This window comes from Kluyvera fluvialis, assembly GCF_059725275.1.
This window is the reverse complement of record NZ_AP046142.1, coordinates 3,547,882-3,564,091: the sequence shown is the minus strand read 5'-3', so window position 1 is coordinate 3,564,091 and position 16,210 is coordinate 3,547,882. Positions and strand designations below refer to the sequence as shown.

Annotated in this window: 18 protein-coding genes and 1 pseudogene; 14 read left to right on the top strand and 5 right to left on the bottom strand. The window is 47.6% G+C overall.

Features of this window, described 5'->3' with window-relative positions; all coding sequences use genetic code 11:
* Positions 1-19: 19 nt before the first annotated feature.
* Positions 20-697 carry a DUF6246 family protein gene (locus AC6I4B_RS16835; RefSeq protein ID WP_497766811.1) on the top strand — a complete coding sequence of 226 codons (678 nt, stop codon included), beginning with the start codon at positions 20-22 and terminating at the stop codon, positions 695-697.
* Positions 698-720: 23 nt separating this feature from the next.
* On the opposite strand, the gene AC6I4B_RS16830 is transcribed toward AC6I4B_RS16835, so the two are convergent.
* A complete protein-coding gene (locus AC6I4B_RS16830) occupies positions 721-1,095 on the bottom strand; it encodes a hypothetical protein (protein WP_497766810.1) in 375 nt (124 codons plus the stop codon).
* Positions 1,096-1,346: 251 nt separating this feature from the next.
* Between AC6I4B_RS16830 and AC6I4B_RS16825 the strand changes: the two genes are divergently transcribed.
* From AC6I4B_RS16825 to AC6I4B_RS16815, 3 genes are all read left to right on the top strand, one after another.
* Complete coding sequence (locus tag AC6I4B_RS16825; RefSeq protein ID WP_497766808.1) at positions 1,347-1,733, top strand: hypothetical protein; 387 nt, start codon at positions 1,347-1,349, stop codon at positions 1,731-1,733.
* A complete protein-coding gene (locus AC6I4B_RS16820) occupies positions 1,733-2,029 on the top strand; it encodes a superinfection immunity protein (RefSeq protein WP_497766807.1) in 297 nt (98 codons plus the stop codon). Before AC6I4B_RS16825 ends, AC6I4B_RS16820 begins: the two co-directional genes overlap by 1 nt.
* Before the next feature lie 63 nt (positions 2,030-2,092).
* Positions 2,093-4,507, top strand: a complete 2,415-nt coding sequence (locus tag AC6I4B_RS16815) for a tape measure protein (RefSeq protein WP_497766805.1) — start codon at positions 2,093-2,095, stop codon at positions 4,505-4,507.
* Positions 4,508-4,528: 21 nt separating this feature from the next.
* On the opposite strand, the gene AC6I4B_RS16810 is transcribed toward AC6I4B_RS16815, so the two are convergent.
* Positions 4,529-4,741: a hypothetical protein gene (locus AC6I4B_RS16810; RefSeq protein WP_497766804.1), complete on the bottom strand. Its 213-nt coding sequence runs from the start codon at positions 4,739-4,741 to the stop codon at positions 4,529-4,531.
* 44 nt (positions 4,742-4,785) lie between these two features.
* On the opposite strand from AC6I4B_RS16810, the gene AC6I4B_RS16805 reads away from it, so the two are divergent.
* Both AC6I4B_RS16805 and AC6I4B_RS16800 read left to right on the top strand, forming a co-directional pair.
* Positions 4,786-5,139 (top strand): phage tail protein, encoded by a 354-nt coding sequence (locus AC6I4B_RS16805; RefSeq protein WP_497772209.1) that lies wholly within the window; start codon positions 4,786-4,788, stop codon positions 5,137-5,139.
* A gap of 11 nt (positions 5,140-5,150) precedes the next feature.
* Positions 5,151-5,462: a hypothetical protein gene (locus AC6I4B_RS16800; RefSeq protein ID WP_497766802.1), complete on the top strand. Its 312-nt coding sequence runs from the start codon at positions 5,151-5,153 to the stop codon at positions 5,460-5,462.
* A gap of 25 nt (positions 5,463-5,487) precedes the next feature.
* Here the strand turns inward: AC6I4B_RS16800 and AC6I4B_RS16795 are convergent, their stop codons facing one another.
* Positions 5,488-5,700 (bottom strand): hypothetical protein, encoded by a 213-nt coding sequence (locus tag AC6I4B_RS16795; RefSeq protein WP_497766801.1) that lies wholly within the window; start codon positions 5,698-5,700, stop codon positions 5,488-5,490.
* A 167-nt stretch (positions 5,701-5,867) separates the two neighbouring features.
* Between AC6I4B_RS16795 and AC6I4B_RS16790 the strand changes: the two genes are divergently transcribed.
* The 7 genes and pseudogenes from AC6I4B_RS16790 (at position 5,868) to AC6I4B_RS16760 (ending at position 13,263) form a co-directional block, all read left to right on the top strand.
* Positions 5,868-6,572 carry a phage minor tail protein L gene (locus AC6I4B_RS16790; RefSeq protein WP_497766799.1) on the top strand — a complete coding sequence of 235 codons (705 nt, stop codon included), beginning with the start codon at positions 5,868-5,870 and terminating at the stop codon, positions 6,570-6,572.
* Positions 6,572-7,291: a C40 family peptidase gene (locus tag AC6I4B_RS16785; RefSeq protein WP_497766798.1), complete on the top strand. Its 720-nt coding sequence runs from the start codon at positions 6,572-6,574 to the stop codon at positions 7,289-7,291. Before AC6I4B_RS16790 ends, AC6I4B_RS16785 begins: the two co-directional genes overlap by 1 nt.
* Complete coding sequence (locus tag AC6I4B_RS16780; RefSeq protein WP_497766796.1) at positions 7,234-7,764, top strand: tail assembly protein; 531 nt, start codon at positions 7,234-7,236, stop codon at positions 7,762-7,764. Before AC6I4B_RS16785 ends, AC6I4B_RS16780 begins: the two co-directional genes overlap by 58 nt.
* 9 nt (positions 7,765-7,773) lie before the next feature.
* The gene (locus AC6I4B_RS16775; protein ID WP_497766794.1) at positions 7,774-10,962 is read left to right on the top strand and encodes a TipJ family phage tail tip protein; all 3,189 of its coding nucleotides are present in this window, start codon (positions 7,774-7,776) and stop codon (positions 10,960-10,962) included.
* Between the two features lie 4 nt (positions 10,963-10,966).
* Positions 10,967-11,931: pseudogene (locus tag AC6I4B_RS16770) on the top strand (DUF6453 family protein).
* 13 nt (positions 11,932-11,944) lie between these two features.
* The gene (locus tag AC6I4B_RS16765) at positions 11,945-12,994 is read left to right on the top strand and encodes a hypothetical protein (protein ID WP_497766792.1); all 1,050 of its coding nucleotides are present in this window, start codon (positions 11,945-11,947) and stop codon (positions 12,992-12,994) included.
* Positions 12,995-13,017: 23 nt separating this feature from the next.
* Positions 13,018-13,263 (top strand): basic helix-loop-helix domain-containing protein, encoded by a 246-nt coding sequence (locus AC6I4B_RS16760; protein WP_497766791.1) that lies wholly within the window; start codon positions 13,018-13,020, stop codon positions 13,261-13,263.
* A gap of 451 nt (positions 13,264-13,714) precedes the next feature.
* Here AC6I4B_RS16760 and AC6I4B_RS16755 read toward each other — a convergent pair whose 3' ends face one another.
* Positions 13,715-14,188, bottom strand: a complete 474-nt coding sequence (locus AC6I4B_RS16755; RefSeq protein ID WP_497766790.1) for a FidL-like protein — start codon at positions 14,186-14,188, stop codon at positions 13,715-13,717.
* Positions 14,175-14,957 carry a winged helix-turn-helix domain-containing protein gene (locus AC6I4B_RS16750; RefSeq protein ID WP_497766789.1) on the bottom strand — a complete coding sequence of 261 codons (783 nt, stop codon included), beginning with the start codon at positions 14,955-14,957 and terminating at the stop codon, positions 14,175-14,177. Before AC6I4B_RS16750 ends, AC6I4B_RS16755 begins: the two co-directional genes overlap by 14 nt.
* A 323-nt stretch (positions 14,958-15,280) precedes the next feature.
* Here AC6I4B_RS16750 and AC6I4B_RS16745 point away from each other — a divergent pair, with 323 nt between their 5' ends.
* Entirely contained in the window at positions 15,281-16,027 is a 747-nt protein-coding gene (locus AC6I4B_RS16745) for an EAL domain-containing protein (RefSeq protein ID WP_497766787.1), read from the top strand.
* Positions 16,028-16,210 lie beyond the last annotated feature (183 nt).

Here is a 16,210-nt window from a genome sequence, read left to right as displayed (position 1 = left end):
TAATGGTTATGGAGGATGAATGACACCGATTAAAGAGTTTGGAGAATGCCTGATTAGCGCAGGGGATGCGGATTATTTTTTCCGTCCGTCTTTTTTGGCAATGTCCAGAATTGCCGAGCCAGCAGAAATTGTCCAGACGTTTTACGACCTTTGCAACGACGAGGTTACACCGCTCATGCGCCGGGCTGTAGCTGCGTATTCTCATAAAGGTCGTATACCGGATTGCGTACTTAAATACATCCACAGTGGGTTGCTAACGCGAAAAGCAATCATGGCGGCACATACTGTGCTCACGGCGTGTTGCGACGATGACATTACCGACCTGGTGGGATGGATGCAGCCTGCAAAGTCACGGCGGCGAGGAATTATGTGGCGGCCTGGTCTGCTGCCTGCGCAGGATATGATAATCCTTGCGCAAAATCTGATGACCCACGGAGTTGTCGGCAAAGCTAAGGTGCGCAAGCTACAGCGCCATGAAGGCGGTGGTATGACTACTGAATTTCACGCCAGTGAGTACATCAACGCGGCCCGCCATCACTTCGGCATGACACGTGAAGAGGCTGAAAACCTGACGATGACGGAATTCATCATGCTTCTTAATGCCAAATACCCGCAGCAGGAAGGATTCACAAAGGAAGAGTACGATTCTGTTGTTGATGACTATTTTGCGATGAAGAAGCAGAGGCTGAGCAAGTAGCCCACTCAGGTGGGCTTTTTGTTTTACTCTCGGGTTTCCCGTTCAGTTATAACCAGTTTGGTCGCATCGGTGATGGCTTTGGAGAGATCTTCCTGCGACATGCCTGATGCCTTAAACTTGTAGCCATCCTTTTCGACATACACGGTCTTATGTTTATGTCTTCGGCTAAATGCCCAAATAGCAGACGCGACTGCACCCCAGAAGGGCTTGGACTCGATGATGGCAATGGCAATTTCTTTAAGGTTGTCAGCGCTGTTTACAACAAAGTCGTATCCATCCTGCCGAAACCCACTACTCATTTTACTTGAGGTATAAGCAATGTCGTTTTCCGCTAAAACAGCACAGAAAGCCGAAGAGATATCGGATGGGAAAGATACTTTCAAAGGTGGTCTATCCATAGATTTAACCTACACAAAGTTATCTACGCGATTGCGTGGGGTTTATATTTTCACTGAGGCGGCGATATGTGCGCTTATCAGTGGTCGGGTAAAGCTATCTTTCTACAATCTTCCTGATGAGGATTGGAAGACGGAAATGGACAGGTTGAAACGGTAATACCCACTATAATTGCTAACCCGCTTATCTGCGGGTTTTGTCGTCGCCCGATCCCTGCTACTCTTTTGGCACATTTATCAAAGGGGATAGGGATATGACAGAGGGGGAGTGGCTGGATGGGCTGCGTCATTTAAGCGACGACAAAATCATTCAACTTCATTTCGGTCTTCAGGAAAAAATCAAGAAACACTATAAACTGCGAGCTGTTGGCGACAATCTGAATAAGACAGTTGAGTTATGCAAGCAGCAAATAGCATTGGCTCCATTAACATCGCAAGCCTTGAGAAGGAAGCATGATGAAAGATGGGAGGAGCTTAATACTATAAAAAGAAAGAATGGCATGGCTACACACGCATGGGCGTTTGAACTTCCCGCACACCATGGATACCGGCAGTACGCTATTATCCTTCGAAAGCAAAAAGATTTTGATACACTCGACGTGATTGAATCAAAGCGTAAATCGGAAGGATGGGGTGACTAATGGGAGAAATGATAGTTTTTGCTCTGGGTATAATTTTTTATCTTCTACCTGGAATTATCGCAAGTGTCAGAGGACACAAAAACTCAACTGCAATATGGGTGCTAACAGTGGTTCTGGGATGGACTGCGCTTGGATGGATTGTTGCACTAGTATGGGCATTTACCAATCCCGTAGAAGCAGTCAACCCTCAAGCGGAAGAAGTCATCAACACCGAAACAAAGAAATGTCCTTATTGCGCAGAAGAGATAAAAAAAGAGGCGATAGTATGCAGGTTCTGCGGTCATGATGTCGCCTGATTAGAGTGAAGCTAAGTGTAAACAACCCGCCATGTGCGGGTTTTTTAATGTCTGGAGAAATCAATGGCGAGCGATAAGCAGTTGGGAAACATCGTCTATGAAGTAGAACTCGAAGTTAAAAAGTTAATCGATTCTCAGCGTGATGTTAATGCGCGATTAGACAAAATGAATGGAGCAGCGGACAAGGCTGGCGGTAGTCTGGATAGGCTGGAGAAAAGAACCGATAGTCTGGGTGGGGGATTTACCAGTCTTGCATCTGCCGTCAAGGCCTATATTACTGTCCAAGCCGCCATGAAAATTGTGGAGACGGCTCAGCAATTCGAGCTGCTATCTACTCGTGTGACAATGGCATCCAAAAGTGCAGCAGAGGGCGAGGCAAATTTCAGGGCATTATTGGCTATATCTGCGCGTAACGGCTCGGACCTGAAAGAGACTGTAAATTTATTCACACAAATGAGCGCGACGTTGAAAAGCGTCGGTGCAACATCAGGTGACGTACAAAGGCTTGTCAGTACACTTCAAAAGATCGGTACAATTGGCGGCTCATCTCAGGAGGAAATGAATAATGCTTTACGCCAGTTTATGCAATCCATGGCATCTGGGCGCATTCAGGCTGAAGAGTTCAATTCAATCATTGAACAGATGCCCGAGTTGGGACGTCAAATTGCGGATGGAATGGGCATACCATTTGATCAACTCAGACAATTAATGCTTGCTGGAAAGTTGGATATTGGCTCCGTTCTTGAGGCTATTTATCGTCAGACCGATGAGGTTAATTCTAAATTTGAAGACATGCCAAGAACAATTGCTCAGGCGAGCAACGCCTTGGTTAACAGCCTTGGAATGGCTGCTGCGCAAGTCGACCAAAAAATCGGAGCGACAAAATACTTCGCCAAATTACTTGATGGTGCAGCGCTAACAATTAATCTCGTTACCGGCAATGCATCAGCGGGCGATCAAATAGAACAAAAGTTAATTAAGAATGCAGACAATCTTAAAATCGCTGAAAACTCCCTTAACCTAGCGAGAAAATCGGGTGTTAAAAATGCTGTAGATCTAGCTCAGGCAACTGTTGACCGTCTGAAGGGTGAGCAGCGAATTCTCAACCTTACCAAGCAAACAGCTAAGGAAGTTGAGGCAGTTACATCAGGCCAATCCACAGGCAAAGAATCACCAGATTATATTAAAAATTTGGCCGCAAAGTCAGCCACGAGCTCAGCACAGTCAATCATTAGTGCAGGACAATCAGAGATAGAGAAGCTACAAACTCAGCGAACTCAGTTAAAGACCAACTACGACAAAAAGCTATTGGATAAGGATACTTACGCAAAAGCTGATGCAGTTTTGAGTCAGAAAATAGCTGACGCCCAAGTAAAAGCCAACAAACCTGCTGCTAATACAGCCAAAAAGCTCGAATCAGAGCAACAGGCTGTAACTGACAAGCTGGAGGCTCTACGGCAAAAATCTGAGCTGACCGCTGATTCTACTCAAGAGCTGTCGAGATCACAGGCTGTCCTGCAAGCACAGCAGTCTCTGGGCAAAGCAGCCACGGATGATCAAATAAGACAGGCTGGTGAATATGCCGCCAAAATATGGGATCAGGCCAATGCACTTAAGGCGAGACAGCAAGCAGAGCAGGCAACCCGCTTCGTGAATCAGGAGGTGGCTGCCGCCAATACCACCCGAGACCCCTACAGCGGCACCGTAGAAGATCCAACGGCCCAGATTGCTGCTGATGAACAGAGAAAGTTAGAAGCTTTAGAGAAGTATCAGCAAATGGGGGCGGTTACCGCTCAGCAGTATGAAGATGCTAAAACGGCTATTGCCAGAAAAGCCTCGCTGGATCGAGAGCAAATACTCAAGGATGAGAATCAACGGCAATTTGACAGCATGAATATGCTTCTTGGAGGAATTGGCGAAGGGTTTAGTGGGCTAGCAGATATTGTTGCCAAGTCAGCTGGAGAAAGCAGCACCGCCTATAAAGCACTTTTCGCTGTAAGCAAAGGATTCGCAGTTGCCCAAGCTGGGTTAAATCTTCAACTGGCAATCTCAAACGCAATGGCGTCTGGTCCATTCCCGTGGAATATGGCCGCCATGGCTCAGGTTGCTGCTGCGGGCGGTCAATTAATTTCTTCAATAGGCGGGGTATCTTATGGGGGAGGCCGTGAACACGGAGGTCCGGTATCAGCTAATTCCATGTATCGCGTGGGAGAGAGGGGTAAGCCTGAAATCTTCAAGGCCAACAATGGCAGTCAGTACATGATACCGGGTGACAACGGGCGGGTGATTAGCAATAAGGATATGCAGGGCGGCGGAAATGGAGGAGCTTCATTCAACCCTGTAATGAACCTAGTCATCAATACCACTGGTGGTGTGGGGGACGAGGAAATAGCTCGACTTCGGAAGGTGTGGAACAACGACATGCTGAAAATGATGATTGACCAAAGAAGGCCTAATGGGATTTTGAATAGAAAGTAAGGCGGCATTGCCGCCTCGGAGTTAGTCCAGTTTTACGATGTCACGTGCGATAGCCATGACCTCTTGAGCGTCCTCAATAAATTCATCCAGCACGACGCCATCCATAGTCTCTTTAGGAGCGTCCAGCATGATTCTCAGAGATTTTTTCTGAGTATCATTTAGAACAGAGGCGATCATTTGTACCGCTGTTCTTAAGGCAACAATCTGTTTTTGTTCATAAGTCATTTTTGGCATTGAAGAAAATCCTTATCTTAAAATTTAATGGCGAGAAACATCATATGCCAGAAACATTCACATGGACACCACAAAAGGGCTACTCGGTAGAGCGCACGCCTAATGTCGCCGTCGTTAAGCTCGGTGATGGTTATGAGCAGCGCCAAACGAAGGGTATCAACCCACTGATGGCCAAGTACTCGCTGACGTTCAAGGGGGCAGAGGACAGCGCCTGTAGCAAGCCGAATGCAGCGAAGGAGGCAAACACCTTTCTCACAGCAAGAATGGCTGTTGAGGCGTTCTACTGGACGCCATCTGATACCGGAGTGCAGGCGCTATTTGTCTGCCGCTCCTGGAGTTTAACGAAGACCGGGCCGCTGCATGAACTCACGGCCACGTTTGAACAAGTGCCACGATAAGGGGAACGATTATGACTTTAGAACAACGAGTAGAAGCGCTGGAGTTCAAGGTGGAATTTCCAGAAAAGAATGGATCAGGTTTTACTATGAATAAAGACTTAGCCATGAAATTCATACAGCGCATTGGCAGCAATGTGTCCGTGGAAACTGGTTCAGAAGTTTTGGCTAATATTCCATACAGTGAGGAATTAGCGCCGGAATTTACGCTGGAAGGGTATAGTCAGCGAGCGAAAAAACACGCTGAAAATGTTGTCTCGCGGATTGTTAAAGCGGCCCAGAATCAGACCGCGAAATGTTTCAAGGGTGTCGTCAATGTGACTTGAATCCTTAAGTTTACATTTGAATGGTTTATTCAGATTTTGGGTTGAAATTTGAATAAATTGCCGCTTCATCTGTCAGTCCAAACCGTTCCAAGTCTTTGATAAATTCATCACGCTGGAGCGGTGGGAATTTTGCAAGCAGAACTCCGACAACGAACTTTAACCGAGTTAATTCCTGATTAACTTCCTCTAAATTATTAGCATCTGTTTTAATCTTAATATCAATATTGTGATTAGACATAATTCATCCTTTTTATAGAGGTAATCAGCCATCCCTCCTTTGCCATATGCGCCAGTGTCCCACCACTGACGGGCTGAACTCACACATTAACCAGGGTTATCTGTTAGCAACATCCTGATATTCAAACAGTAGCCACCATTGGGTGGCTTTTTTTATGGGAGTTTTCCGTGCGCGATATACCAGCAGCACTGATTATCGAAAGCACCGATGCTGGTGTTGGTGCATTTATTGATCTGTTCGAGGCTGACCTGCAGCCATACGGCGGGGACCTCATCCGTTTTCACTCCGGTACCAACGGCTACTACGGCAACGTTATCTGGAAAGGCAATCAGTACCAGGCTTATCCGATAGCTGTCGAAGGCTTCGAGATGAAGAACGAAGGAACCTATGCGCGGCCGACTATGACCGTCGCGAATGTCACAGGGTTACTTACTGGCATTAACCACGATTACGATGACATGCTTGGAGTGGTGATCACCCGGCGCCAGGTTCCAGTGAAATACCTGGACGAGATTAACTTCCCAAATGGAAATGCAGATGCGGATCCGACGCAAGAGGCTGTTTCACGTTACGTTGTAGAGGAGTTGACAGAGGAAACGTCTGAGCAGGTTTCCTACACCCTGGCGACGCCCATAGATTGTGATAACGCCATCATTCCGGCACGAACTATCCTTGCCGATGTGTGCCAGTGGCAGTATCGCGGCGTCGGGTGCGGGTACGATGGCCCGGCTGTTGCTGATGAGCGCGACAATCCGACAACGGATTTATCGAAAGATAAATGCTCTCACCGACGCAGTGGTTGCCGCTTCCGTTATCCACGTCCAGAACCCATGCCAATCAGCAGCTTCCCCGGCTCTCAGAAGGTTTCCTGATGCAAGAATTACTCGACTATGCGGCCTCGTCGCAGGATGAAGTGTGTGCGTTGATTATCGATGATGAGCGCGTGTACCGATGTTCTAATGCTCACCCTGAGCCTGACAAACACTTTCGCATCAGTGATAGCGACTGGTTGAAAGCAGAGGAGCAGGGCGAGGTGACGGCGGTTTTCCACTCTCACCCGATGGACTTCCCCGCTTTATCGGGCGCAGACCGCCGTGCTCAGGTGGTTTCCGGATTGCCGTGGTGGCTGGCATGTGGCGGGGAAATACTGAAATTCAGGCCGGTTCCTTTCCTGCTGGGCCGAAAGTATGAGCATGGCGTCATGGACTGCTACACCGTTTTCCGGGATGCGTATCACCTGTGCGGTGTTGATCTGCCTGATTTCGAACGAACTAGCGGATGGTGGCTGCGCGGCGAGAACCTGTACCTGAAGAATATGCCTGTAAATGGCTTTCATCAGATATCACCAGACAAAGCACAACCGGGCGATGTCATTATCAGGCAGCCATTCCCCGGCGCTGACCCATGCCACGCAATGCTTCTGCTTGATAACAATATGGTGCTTCATCATGACCACGCGGGACATCTGAGCCGGAGAGAGCCCATGCGCCCCGCATACGTTAAACAGATGCATTCAATATGGAGGCATGAACAGTGCTCATCTTTAAATTTGCAGGGCATCTACGCAGATATTTCAGCAAAGTCGAATTAAATGTCGACACTCCTGCGCAGGGGCTGCGCCTGCTGCTTGCTCAGAATCATGAGTTCAAAAAGACTTTCCTCAATTCCAGGGTGAAATTGCGCATTGGCGGCGATGACATTGATGGCGACGCCATGTGCTGGCATATGGACCGACACCTTAATAGTGGCTCCACAGTGACCTTTATTCCTGTGGTTGAAGGTGCTGGTATTGAGATTGGCATCGCCGGGTGGATAGCTATCGGTCTTGCCGCTGCGTCCGTGGCGTACTCAGTCTATTCAGCCAGAAACATGAAAATGAAAACATCGGCTGAGGCTGCGGAAACGAACTCCATCACGAATAACTCGTTCACCAGTGCGGAAAACCGTGTTGGGCAGGGAAACCCTGTGCCAATTCTGTTGGGTGAAATGCAGGTGGGTAGCAACGTAATCAGTCTTGGTATCGACACGTCCAACAACATGGACTGGACAGAATCAATTAGTTAAGGGGCAACTATGTCTTCTGGCGGTGGTAAAGCATCAACACCAAAACTCCTCGATGATAACCTCAAATCAAAACAGTTTTACCGTGTTCTAGACCTCATCAGCGAAGGCCCAATCTACGGGCCAGTTGACCAGGCTCATCTGTCCTCTTTCATGTTGAACAAAACGCCGGTAACGGATTCTGTTGGCAATGTGAGTGTTAACGGTGTGAGTGTTGCGTGGCGACCAGGCTCCGAAACACAGGCTCCGATTAATGGTTTTTCGGCGGTAGAAGCAACGGCGATCGTTAATACGGAAGTCACTTTTGACACCCCGCTGGTGCGGACTGTAACTGACCAGGATGTTACGCGAGTACGTTTTAACGTGGGGGTTTCTAGCCTTGTTTCTCAGGACTCGAAAGGCAACCAGAATAATACATCCGTAACAATGGTGCTGGAAACACGCACCAGCGCCTCAGGGTGGGCCATTGCCAAAACGGTCACGATTAGCGGGAAGATCTCTGGTGAGTATCTCGAGGCGCATGTTATCGATGCTCCTGATACCAAACCATTTGATATTCGTGTTCGCCGCATTACTCCGGACAGCACCAGTGACTTGCTGACTAACGGTACGGTATGGAACAGCTACACCGAGATCACCGACGACAATCTCAGCTATCCGTTCTCAGCGATTGCCGGCGCGGTCATAGACCGTGACCAGTACACCGACACGCCAAGCCGTACCTATCATCTGCGCGGATTAATCGTGAATGTGCCAGATAACTACGATCCAATTATGCGCACATACAGTGGATTGTGGACGGGGGGATTCAAGAAGGCCTGGACTAACAACCCGGCCTGGCTGTTTCGTGAAATGGCAAAGAATGAACGCTTCGGACTGGCTCGCAGGGCTGGGTATATCGATGTTGATGACGGTGCGCTCTACGTTCTGTCCCAGTATTGCGACCAGCTTGTGGATGATGGTTATGGTGGTAAAGAACCCCGCATGACGCTGAATGCCTATATCACAGGGCAGGAAACCGCGCGTGATATTCTGGACAAGATCGCCGGAATGTTTCGTGGGGTAGCGCTTTGGGATGGCATGCGCCTGACAGTCATGCTTGATGCACCGCAAGATCCGATAGCGACTATTACCAACGCCAGTGTAGTTGATGGCAAATTCAGCCGCAGTTCGGTGAAACGCTCAGAGAAATATAACGCTGTTGTGGTCTCGTGGACGGACCCGGATAACGGCTGGGAGCAGGTTAAAGAGTACGTATCTGACGATGAAATGATCGCACGCGGGAACTACAACGAAACCACGCTTGAAGCGTTCGGTTGCACGTCTCGTGGGCAGGCCTGGCGAGCAGGTAAATGGTTGCTGGAGACAGCAAAACGAGAAAGTAGCCGTTTATCATTTCAGATGGCGCGTGATGCCATCCATTTCACGCCGGGTGATATTGTCGAAATTATGGACAATGATTACGCTGGCGCACGAATGGGTGGGCGTATCATGTCGCATTCAGGGGCAGATATTACCGTTGATGCCGTTGACTCGACCCTTATCTCTGACGGCGACACAATGTCGATAATGGGCAGCGATGGTAAGTTTATTAAGCACGAAATATCCCGGGTAAGTGGGAGCGTGGTGACACTGAAGAGTGCGCCAGTTTGGGTGCGTGACGGGACCGTTTTTGCGATCTCTACCAGCAATCTGTCTGTGCGCCTTTTCCGCATTCTGAGCATTGCGGAAACAGATAATAATTCTACTTACAGTATCACAGCTTCCCAACACGACCCGAACAAACAGGCAGTCGTTGATGAGGGCGCCGTATTCGAAGTCCCGAACGATACGCTGAACGGATATCGAGTCCCGAACATTGAAAACCTGCGAATCATCAACACGAACTCAGAGACGGTCCAGGCCACTGCTACCTGGGAAACCGCAACCACGACCAAAAAGCTGGCGTTTGAACTGTACGTCTATACGGATGATGGGAAGGTTGTCGCTCAATACGAAACGGATCAGTTCAGGTATGAGTTTTACGGTATGAATGCTGGCAGTTACACGCTTGGTGTCCGTGGGCGTAACGAAAACGGCATGAAGGGTGCAGAGACCCAAATCAGTATGGTAATTGGTGCTCCGCCAGCGCCGTCCAGTGTCGTCTGGACGCCGGGGCTGTTCTCCGCAGACCTTGTCCCGGTCATGAAGATAACCGCCACATCAGACACATCGTTTGAGTTTTGGTATTCCGGTGAGACTCAAATCCCCAATCCATCGAATGTTGAAGACCAGGCTCAATTCCTTGGGAGGTCAACGCAATGGACACTGCACGGATTGCAGGCTGATAAAACCTATTATGTCTATGTTCGTACTCGCAATGCGTTTGGTACATCCGATTTTGTTGAGGCTTCCGGCCAGGCCTCGGCAGATATTCCGGGAATGATTGATCTGATTGATGAAGGCATTCGCGATTCTGATGCATTCAAAAATCTGCAAGAGGGTGTTGACACCAACGTTGAGGGTATTCTGCAAAATGCATTGACCAATAATGCAGTGATTGACCATCAGTGGGCTCAATACGGCGAGGTTAAAGCAGACATCATAGTTGTGAAAACCACGGTGGCAACGGCTGAGAAAGGACTTGCAGACCTGTCTACTTACGTACAGGCGCAAATCGGGCCTGATGGTGAATTGACCGCAGCCGTTAATGAGAAATTAACGGCAGAAGTGAATAGCGACGGCACAGCGAAAGCTTCGTATACCCTGAATCTCGGCATTATAAGAGATAATGTTAAATACAACACCGGCTTTGGGATGTCCATTGAGCCAGATGGCAGTGGCGGTTATAAATCTACGGCAGTGTTTGCTGCTGACCAGTTCGGTATTTATTCTGGTAGTGACCCCGGAAATTATCAGGCGGCATTTTTGGTATTTAATGGGCAAGTTTTCATCAATAGTGCTTTCATTCAGGATGGTTCAATTACCAATGCAAAAATTGGTAATTACATTCGCTCGAATAATTATGTTGCTGGCGCTACAGGATGGAATATTCCAAAAGACGGCTCACCTGAATTTAACAATGGCACATTTCGTGGTGCTCTTTATGCATCATCCGGCGCATTCAGTTTTAACGGTGTGAATAATACCGTTGTGCTGAATGGTAATGGTGTGACCGTAAATCTTTCAAACGGCGGGCGTATTGTGCTCGGGGAATGGTAATGGGATGCCAAGAGGATTATTGATTGATTTAAATGATGGCCGACCGATGGCTATTACTGCGGGGCTTCGTGCCCCGGTATTTAGTACGGGGGTTTCTGGTGGCTTTTATGGTGATGGCGATGAGGTTTCATATGTTGATACACCTGGATGGGGAAATGGTTATGAATCGGTCTATATCCCCGTAGAAACGGTCGCCGCCTATGAAGTCGGACAGGACTTGTACCCAACGGTTGCCTACCTGACCAGTGTAACGCAGGAGTCAGGGCGCTTACGCCTTACCTCCGGTTCAACCAGTGGACGCCCGCGCAGGCGCAATCTGTGGGGCGGTCAGGTCTGGTTTATCACCCGGCCTATCAATCTGGCAACTCAGGCCTGCTCATTGAAAATTCAACTGACTTCACCGCAATACCCACAAATGCCAATCTTGGAAGCTGTGTGTGGTATGGCGACGTTAATATAAACGGCGCATGGGATATACCTGTTGACGGCATGGTATTCGCATACTGGGATAATCCCGACGCAGTGCTGTCGAGAATGGGGAATACCATTTATTGCACTCTCGACCAGAATATTTACGAAGAAACCAGCGGGAATATCTGGGTGCGTATCGCGATATTTGCGAATGTTGCCCCATATCCTGGCACCGGGCTTAATTATTTCAACGCCGCAGGGCAGTGTACTTTCTCAACCACCCGCAAACCATTTGTGATTCAGAGCTTTTTCTACCCATCGACCAGCTGGCAGGGCACTGGCGGCATGGTTCCGCTCGGCACTTGTGGCTGGTCGGTGCGACCTGCCACCAATTCAGCAAGCTGGAACATCGTCAGGATGAAAGGGTTGATGATGAGCGGCGGTAATGTCAGGGCCGGATTTGGCAGGATTGTCAGGCAAGTTTCACGCCAAAATTTCGATATTCAGTCTGAGGGCGTGTCGGGCGTAAAACTCCCCGTCATACCGAACTTTTATTAATCAGGAGTAGGCAATGTCTGCTGGAACTATTTCCATTCAAAATAATACAGCGGCGGTGGCCGGTGATGGAACGGCATTCACCACTGAACTCTCCGCAGGTGATTTTATTGTTATTACCACTGGCGGGGTTACCTATACGCTTCCGGTGAAATCTATCGAGAGCGATACCGCACTGACTCTAGCCCGAAACTACAACGGCCCGTCGGTAACAGACGGCGCATGGACAGCGATGCCGCGTGATACGCTAAACCGCATCAGCGGACAAATGGCAGCGGATACGTCCTACGCTATCCGCCAGCGAGTTCTGGAAATCGATAACTGGTATCAACTGCTGGAAGTCAACGGTGACGTAACCATTAAGATGGCAGACGGCTCGACCTACACAGGGCCATCCTGGCTCAAGATGATTGATGCCATGAACAATCCGACCTGGGCGCTGGCGAAAAGCAAAAACCTGTCCGACCTGGAAGACCGCGATAAAGCCTGGATGAATGTTCGCCCTACAGGCCCGACACCGCTGGCGGCGGCTCCTGTGAGTGAGGGTGACGCGGCGACAAAGGGATATGTTGATAATAAGAAAATAGATATTGCGCACGGAGGAACCGGGGCGACGACAGAAGCGGGGGCGAGGGAAGCCTTAAAGCTGACATCAGCGGCCACAACTGAAATAGGGACCAGTGGTGCAAAACTTCCGCTTCTGAATACAGCGAATACATGGGGCGCGACTCAAACTATAAAATCGCCAATGGTGGTCGCTGCCGATGGACCCGCCAGCCCGGTATCAGGGCAGCTTATTAATAGCTCTGTGTTGAGAATGCGTGTTAACGGACGCGGTGCTAATGGTGATGCCCTGGGCGAAGTTGGCGATATATTCATCCAGGAGAAAGTAGGTACTTATGTTGCTTTAACATTCAATATTAGCGCTTTTTCTGATAACAAATTCTGGAGTATGAATGCTTCTACGGGGAAACCTTCTCCCCCTTGGGCTCTCGCGGTTCAGGGGTCTGACGTTCGTATCAAATATAATTTCACCCCGCCAAAATCGGCGCATGGAAACGCGTAGAAGCAATCGGCATCTGCGAATATATGTATAACGGAAGCACCATCCCGCAGCGCGGTTTTCTGGCGCAACAGATGGGTGAAGTTGATGAGATGTATGTGTTCGAATCATCTGTCTCTACCGCGAAAGACGCGGACGGTAACGCATTCAACATTCTGAATGTCAATGACCGTGCTGTGATGGCGGATATGATTATCGTCATTCAGGAGCTACAGAAGAAAGTCACAGACCTGGAAACACTGGTGGGGAATAAGGTGGCATCTGGTAGTTAATGTGAGATGGCAGCGGTCTGTCGTATGCAAGCGCAGGCTGCTGGCCGGATCTGACGTAAGGGGAAGTTGACGGGGCATCCATGGGGCAAAAAATTAGCGCAAAACAACTCAAAACCGGTGAAGGTGGTGATTCGTCTTGCGCTAATGCTTTGTGGTGATTGGGACCAATACGGGACAATCAGGCATTTCTACTGATTATCATGGGTTGCTAACTTTTATCATCATGTGACGTGTGAGCGCAGTGATGATGCGGTAAGTTGCTGTACTTGATAGTAGTTCTAGGAACTTCTAAGTCGTGGGCCGCAGGTTCGAATCCTGCAGGGCGCACCATTTACTCTCCGCATCCCGCGTTATGATATCCATCACTGTTTCAGGTGCCTGGTGATAAGTTCACCGCTCAACCCCATCGTTAAATGATAATTCCCTGGTTTTACATCGATTTTCCCTTTCCTCACTCTACGCAGATGCCGACGGCTGAGTAGGGAGTGCTAATCATATAAGCGTTATATATTTTCCTTACGAATAACCGGTGCTCGCTTGCCGAGAGATCCATCACCTTACGGTTGAACATCTCATCTGGGGTGTTATCGGTGATGGTTTTCACCACCCTCATGGAGTTCATCAACAGCTCGTTGTCATTGCGCAACGTATAGTTGAAGTGAACGGTTCTTGAAACGGCGAACTCGCGCTTTTCAGCGTCGTTAAACGCGCCGAGGTAGTTTATTTCCCCTTCACCTTCAGGGTGCAGGATCATCACGATGGTGGTTCTGAACTCTTGACCATCGACTAAATCCATACGGTATTGGCTGGCGGTACAGTTGACTCTCAGGTACTGATTCCTGAAATAGTTAAAATAGAGAATGCTGATACCGAAAGTGAGGCCGACAATCAAAAGCAGAATTTTGTACTTGTTACTTCTTAACATACACATCTTTACATCCTGATATTTTTTCGGTGGAGTATTTCTCAAAGGTGCAGCGAGTGATGAATACCCGACCTTGGGCACTGAAGAGGTATAAGTCTTCAATGTCCAGTATGTAAAATGAATTACCAATGCAGGGCGATTTTTGGCTGCTGAGGGCGTTGGCAATTTCTATTCTTTTGTTTTGAAATTCACTCGAAAAGGGCGTTACGGTATACAGCCGACAATTGTTGATATTGCCGATGTAATACAGCTTTACGCTATCCATATTGCTTGATGTGAATTTCAAATACACAAAAATTGAAAAGCAGCCAACAATCATTGCGGGGGTGATAATATACAGCGCCAACTTAATCAAGCTGTTTTTCTTGTGCCCATAAAATAGGGTTAATGGGACACTTTGAGTGTCGATTTCAGGCTGCGTTTGAGTATTATCGGTAGGCGCGCTGACGATCAAACTGTTATGTAACGCAAAACCCTTTTTAGGAATGGTTTCAATGACATTGCTTAATCCTAAAGCAGCGAAGTTCTTTCTGAGTAAAGAAATGTACTGATTTAAGCTATTTCCCGTTCCTGTATATCCATAGCGATCCCAAACGTCATGGATAATAACATCTCGTTGAAGTACGTTTCCGGGAGACTCCTCAAGCAAACGCATTAACAGCCTCCCAGTTGTTTCCGATATAAAAAGACTCTCATGGGGTGGGGATAAGCGTGACAGAATTCGTCCATCACTCTCATACACCACTTCATCATTAATTATGTATTTCATGGTTTAAAAGCAGCAAAGATGTATTCATTTAGATTTAAATCATATATCAGCGGGCTTGTAAATATTTAATCTCACATATTCAAAGAATAGGAAAGTATTTTTTAGCGTACTTTGATGATGGTTATTTATTTGTTAATTAACAACATGAGTGCAACATTGAATATCAGCATAAAAAAATGAAAAGACAATAACTGGCAGGATTTTATTTTATAATAATGATGTAGGGTGATTTTATTGTTCATTTTTTTGATTTCGGACGGGATTATTGAGAAATCGAGATAGTGGCGATTTTTGCGATAAACACTCTAATTAATGGCGATAGCATGGATTACGCAAACAAAAAGAAAAGTCTGTCAGCATTTGTTCAGCCGATTGTGAATACCTATTCGGAGCAGACTATTGGGTTGGAAGTTCTTTTACGCTATCGGTGCGAAAATAATGACCAGTGTCACTATGTCTCTCCCGTTTCTGCTCTGAAGGAATTAAATACGGTAAAAGAGTTCAATTCTGTGACCATTTGTTTGTTTAGATTGGTTATCCCCCATATGCAAGCTATCAAAAATAGTAGTATATCGTTTCTTACCTTTAATATCATTCCACAGCAACTGGTCTGCGATGATTTCGTTAACGAGGTTGCGATGTTTAAGCAGTTGATGCCATCGGGCGTAAACCTCATTCTTGAGGTGATTGAAGGCTATGGCGTGCATTTGGACGTTAACATCCGCAGATCCATGAACCGGCTCTCAGAGCATAATGTCTTTTTCGCTATCGATGATTTTGGCAATAAATCGCTAGCGTTGCGCTACATAAAACAACCGCAGTTCTCCTTATTAAAGCTGGATAAATCTTTAGCCGCGATGAGCCAGGGGAAACTCGATTTTGAAAAAGCCATAAAATCGATGGTTACCATCACGAATAAACTGGGCGTTAAGTTAGTCGTTGAGGGGGTTGAAACACAGAGGCAGTTAACGCTGCTACAACGCTGTGGCGTACAAAACTTTCAGGGCTTCTTTTATGCCAGACCATGCCACATCAAAGAGTATTTTACCGAAAAGGAGGGGGTTAACTAAAAGCCTTATTAAGTCTGGCCTATATAGCTAGCAAATTAATACAAGAGTATATAAATAATAATGTCGTAAGCATCAATATAAATTACAGACAAATATCAGTCTCTATCTGCCCTGCAGAGCAATCATCAAACACATACCAACTCACCGTTAACACGGCGGTTGCTCTGTTTTTGTGGCGCAATA

Excerpts from the sequence above, each read along its gene's own strand:
- AC6I4B_RS16835 (WP_497766811.1), top strand. The coding sequence starts at position 20 with ATGACACCGATTAAAGAGTTTGGAGAATGCCTGATTAGCGCAGGGGAT.
- AC6I4B_RS16830 (WP_497766810.1), bottom strand. The coding sequence starts at position 1,095 with ATGGATAGACCACCTTTGAAAGTATCTTTCCCATCCGATATCTCTTCG.
- AC6I4B_RS16825 (WP_497766808.1), top strand. The coding sequence starts at position 1,347 with ATGACAGAGGGGGAGTGGCTGGATGGGCTGCGTCATTTAAGCGACGAC.
- AC6I4B_RS16820 (WP_497766807.1), top strand. The coding sequence starts at position 1,733 with ATGGGAGAAATGATAGTTTTTGCTCTGGGTATAATTTTTTATCTTCTA.
- AC6I4B_RS16815 (WP_497766805.1), top strand. The coding sequence starts at position 2,093 with ATGGCGAGCGATAAGCAGTTGGGAAACATCGTCTATGAAGTAGAACTC.
- AC6I4B_RS16810 (WP_497766804.1), bottom strand. The coding sequence starts at position 4,741 with ATGCCAAAAATGACTTATGAACAAAAACAGATTGTTGCCTTAAGAACA.
- AC6I4B_RS16805 (WP_497772209.1), top strand. The coding sequence starts at position 4,786 with ATGCCAGAAACATTCACATGGACACCACAAAAGGGCTACTCGGTAGAG.
- AC6I4B_RS16800 (WP_497766802.1), top strand. The coding sequence starts at position 5,151 with ATGACTTTAGAACAACGAGTAGAAGCGCTGGAGTTCAAGGTGGAATTT.
- AC6I4B_RS16795 (WP_497766801.1), bottom strand. The coding sequence starts at position 5,700 with ATGTCTAATCACAATATTGATATTAAGATTAAAACAGATGCTAATAAT.
- AC6I4B_RS16785 (WP_497766798.1), top strand. The coding sequence starts at position 6,572 with ATGCAAGAATTACTCGACTATGCGGCCTCGTCGCAGGATGAAGTGTGT.
- AC6I4B_RS16775 (WP_497766794.1), top strand. The coding sequence starts at position 7,774 with ATGTCTTCTGGCGGTGGTAAAGCATCAACACCAAAACTCCTCGATGAT.
- AC6I4B_RS16765 (WP_497766792.1), top strand. The coding sequence starts at position 11,945 with ATGTCTGCTGGAACTATTTCCATTCAAAATAATACAGCGGCGGTGGCC.
- AC6I4B_RS16760 (WP_497766791.1), top strand. The coding sequence starts at position 13,018 with ATGTATAACGGAAGCACCATCCCGCAGCGCGGTTTTCTGGCGCAACAG.
- AC6I4B_RS16755 (WP_497766790.1), bottom strand. The coding sequence starts at position 14,188 with ATGTTAAGAAGTAACAAGTACAAAATTCTGCTTTTGATTGTCGGCCTC.
- AC6I4B_RS16750 (WP_497766789.1), bottom strand. The coding sequence starts at position 14,957 with ATGAAATACATAATTAATGATGAAGTGGTGTATGAGAGTGATGGACGA.
- AC6I4B_RS16745 (WP_497766787.1), top strand. The coding sequence starts at position 15,281 with ATGGATTACGCAAACAAAAAGAAAAGTCTGTCAGCATTTGTTCAGCCG.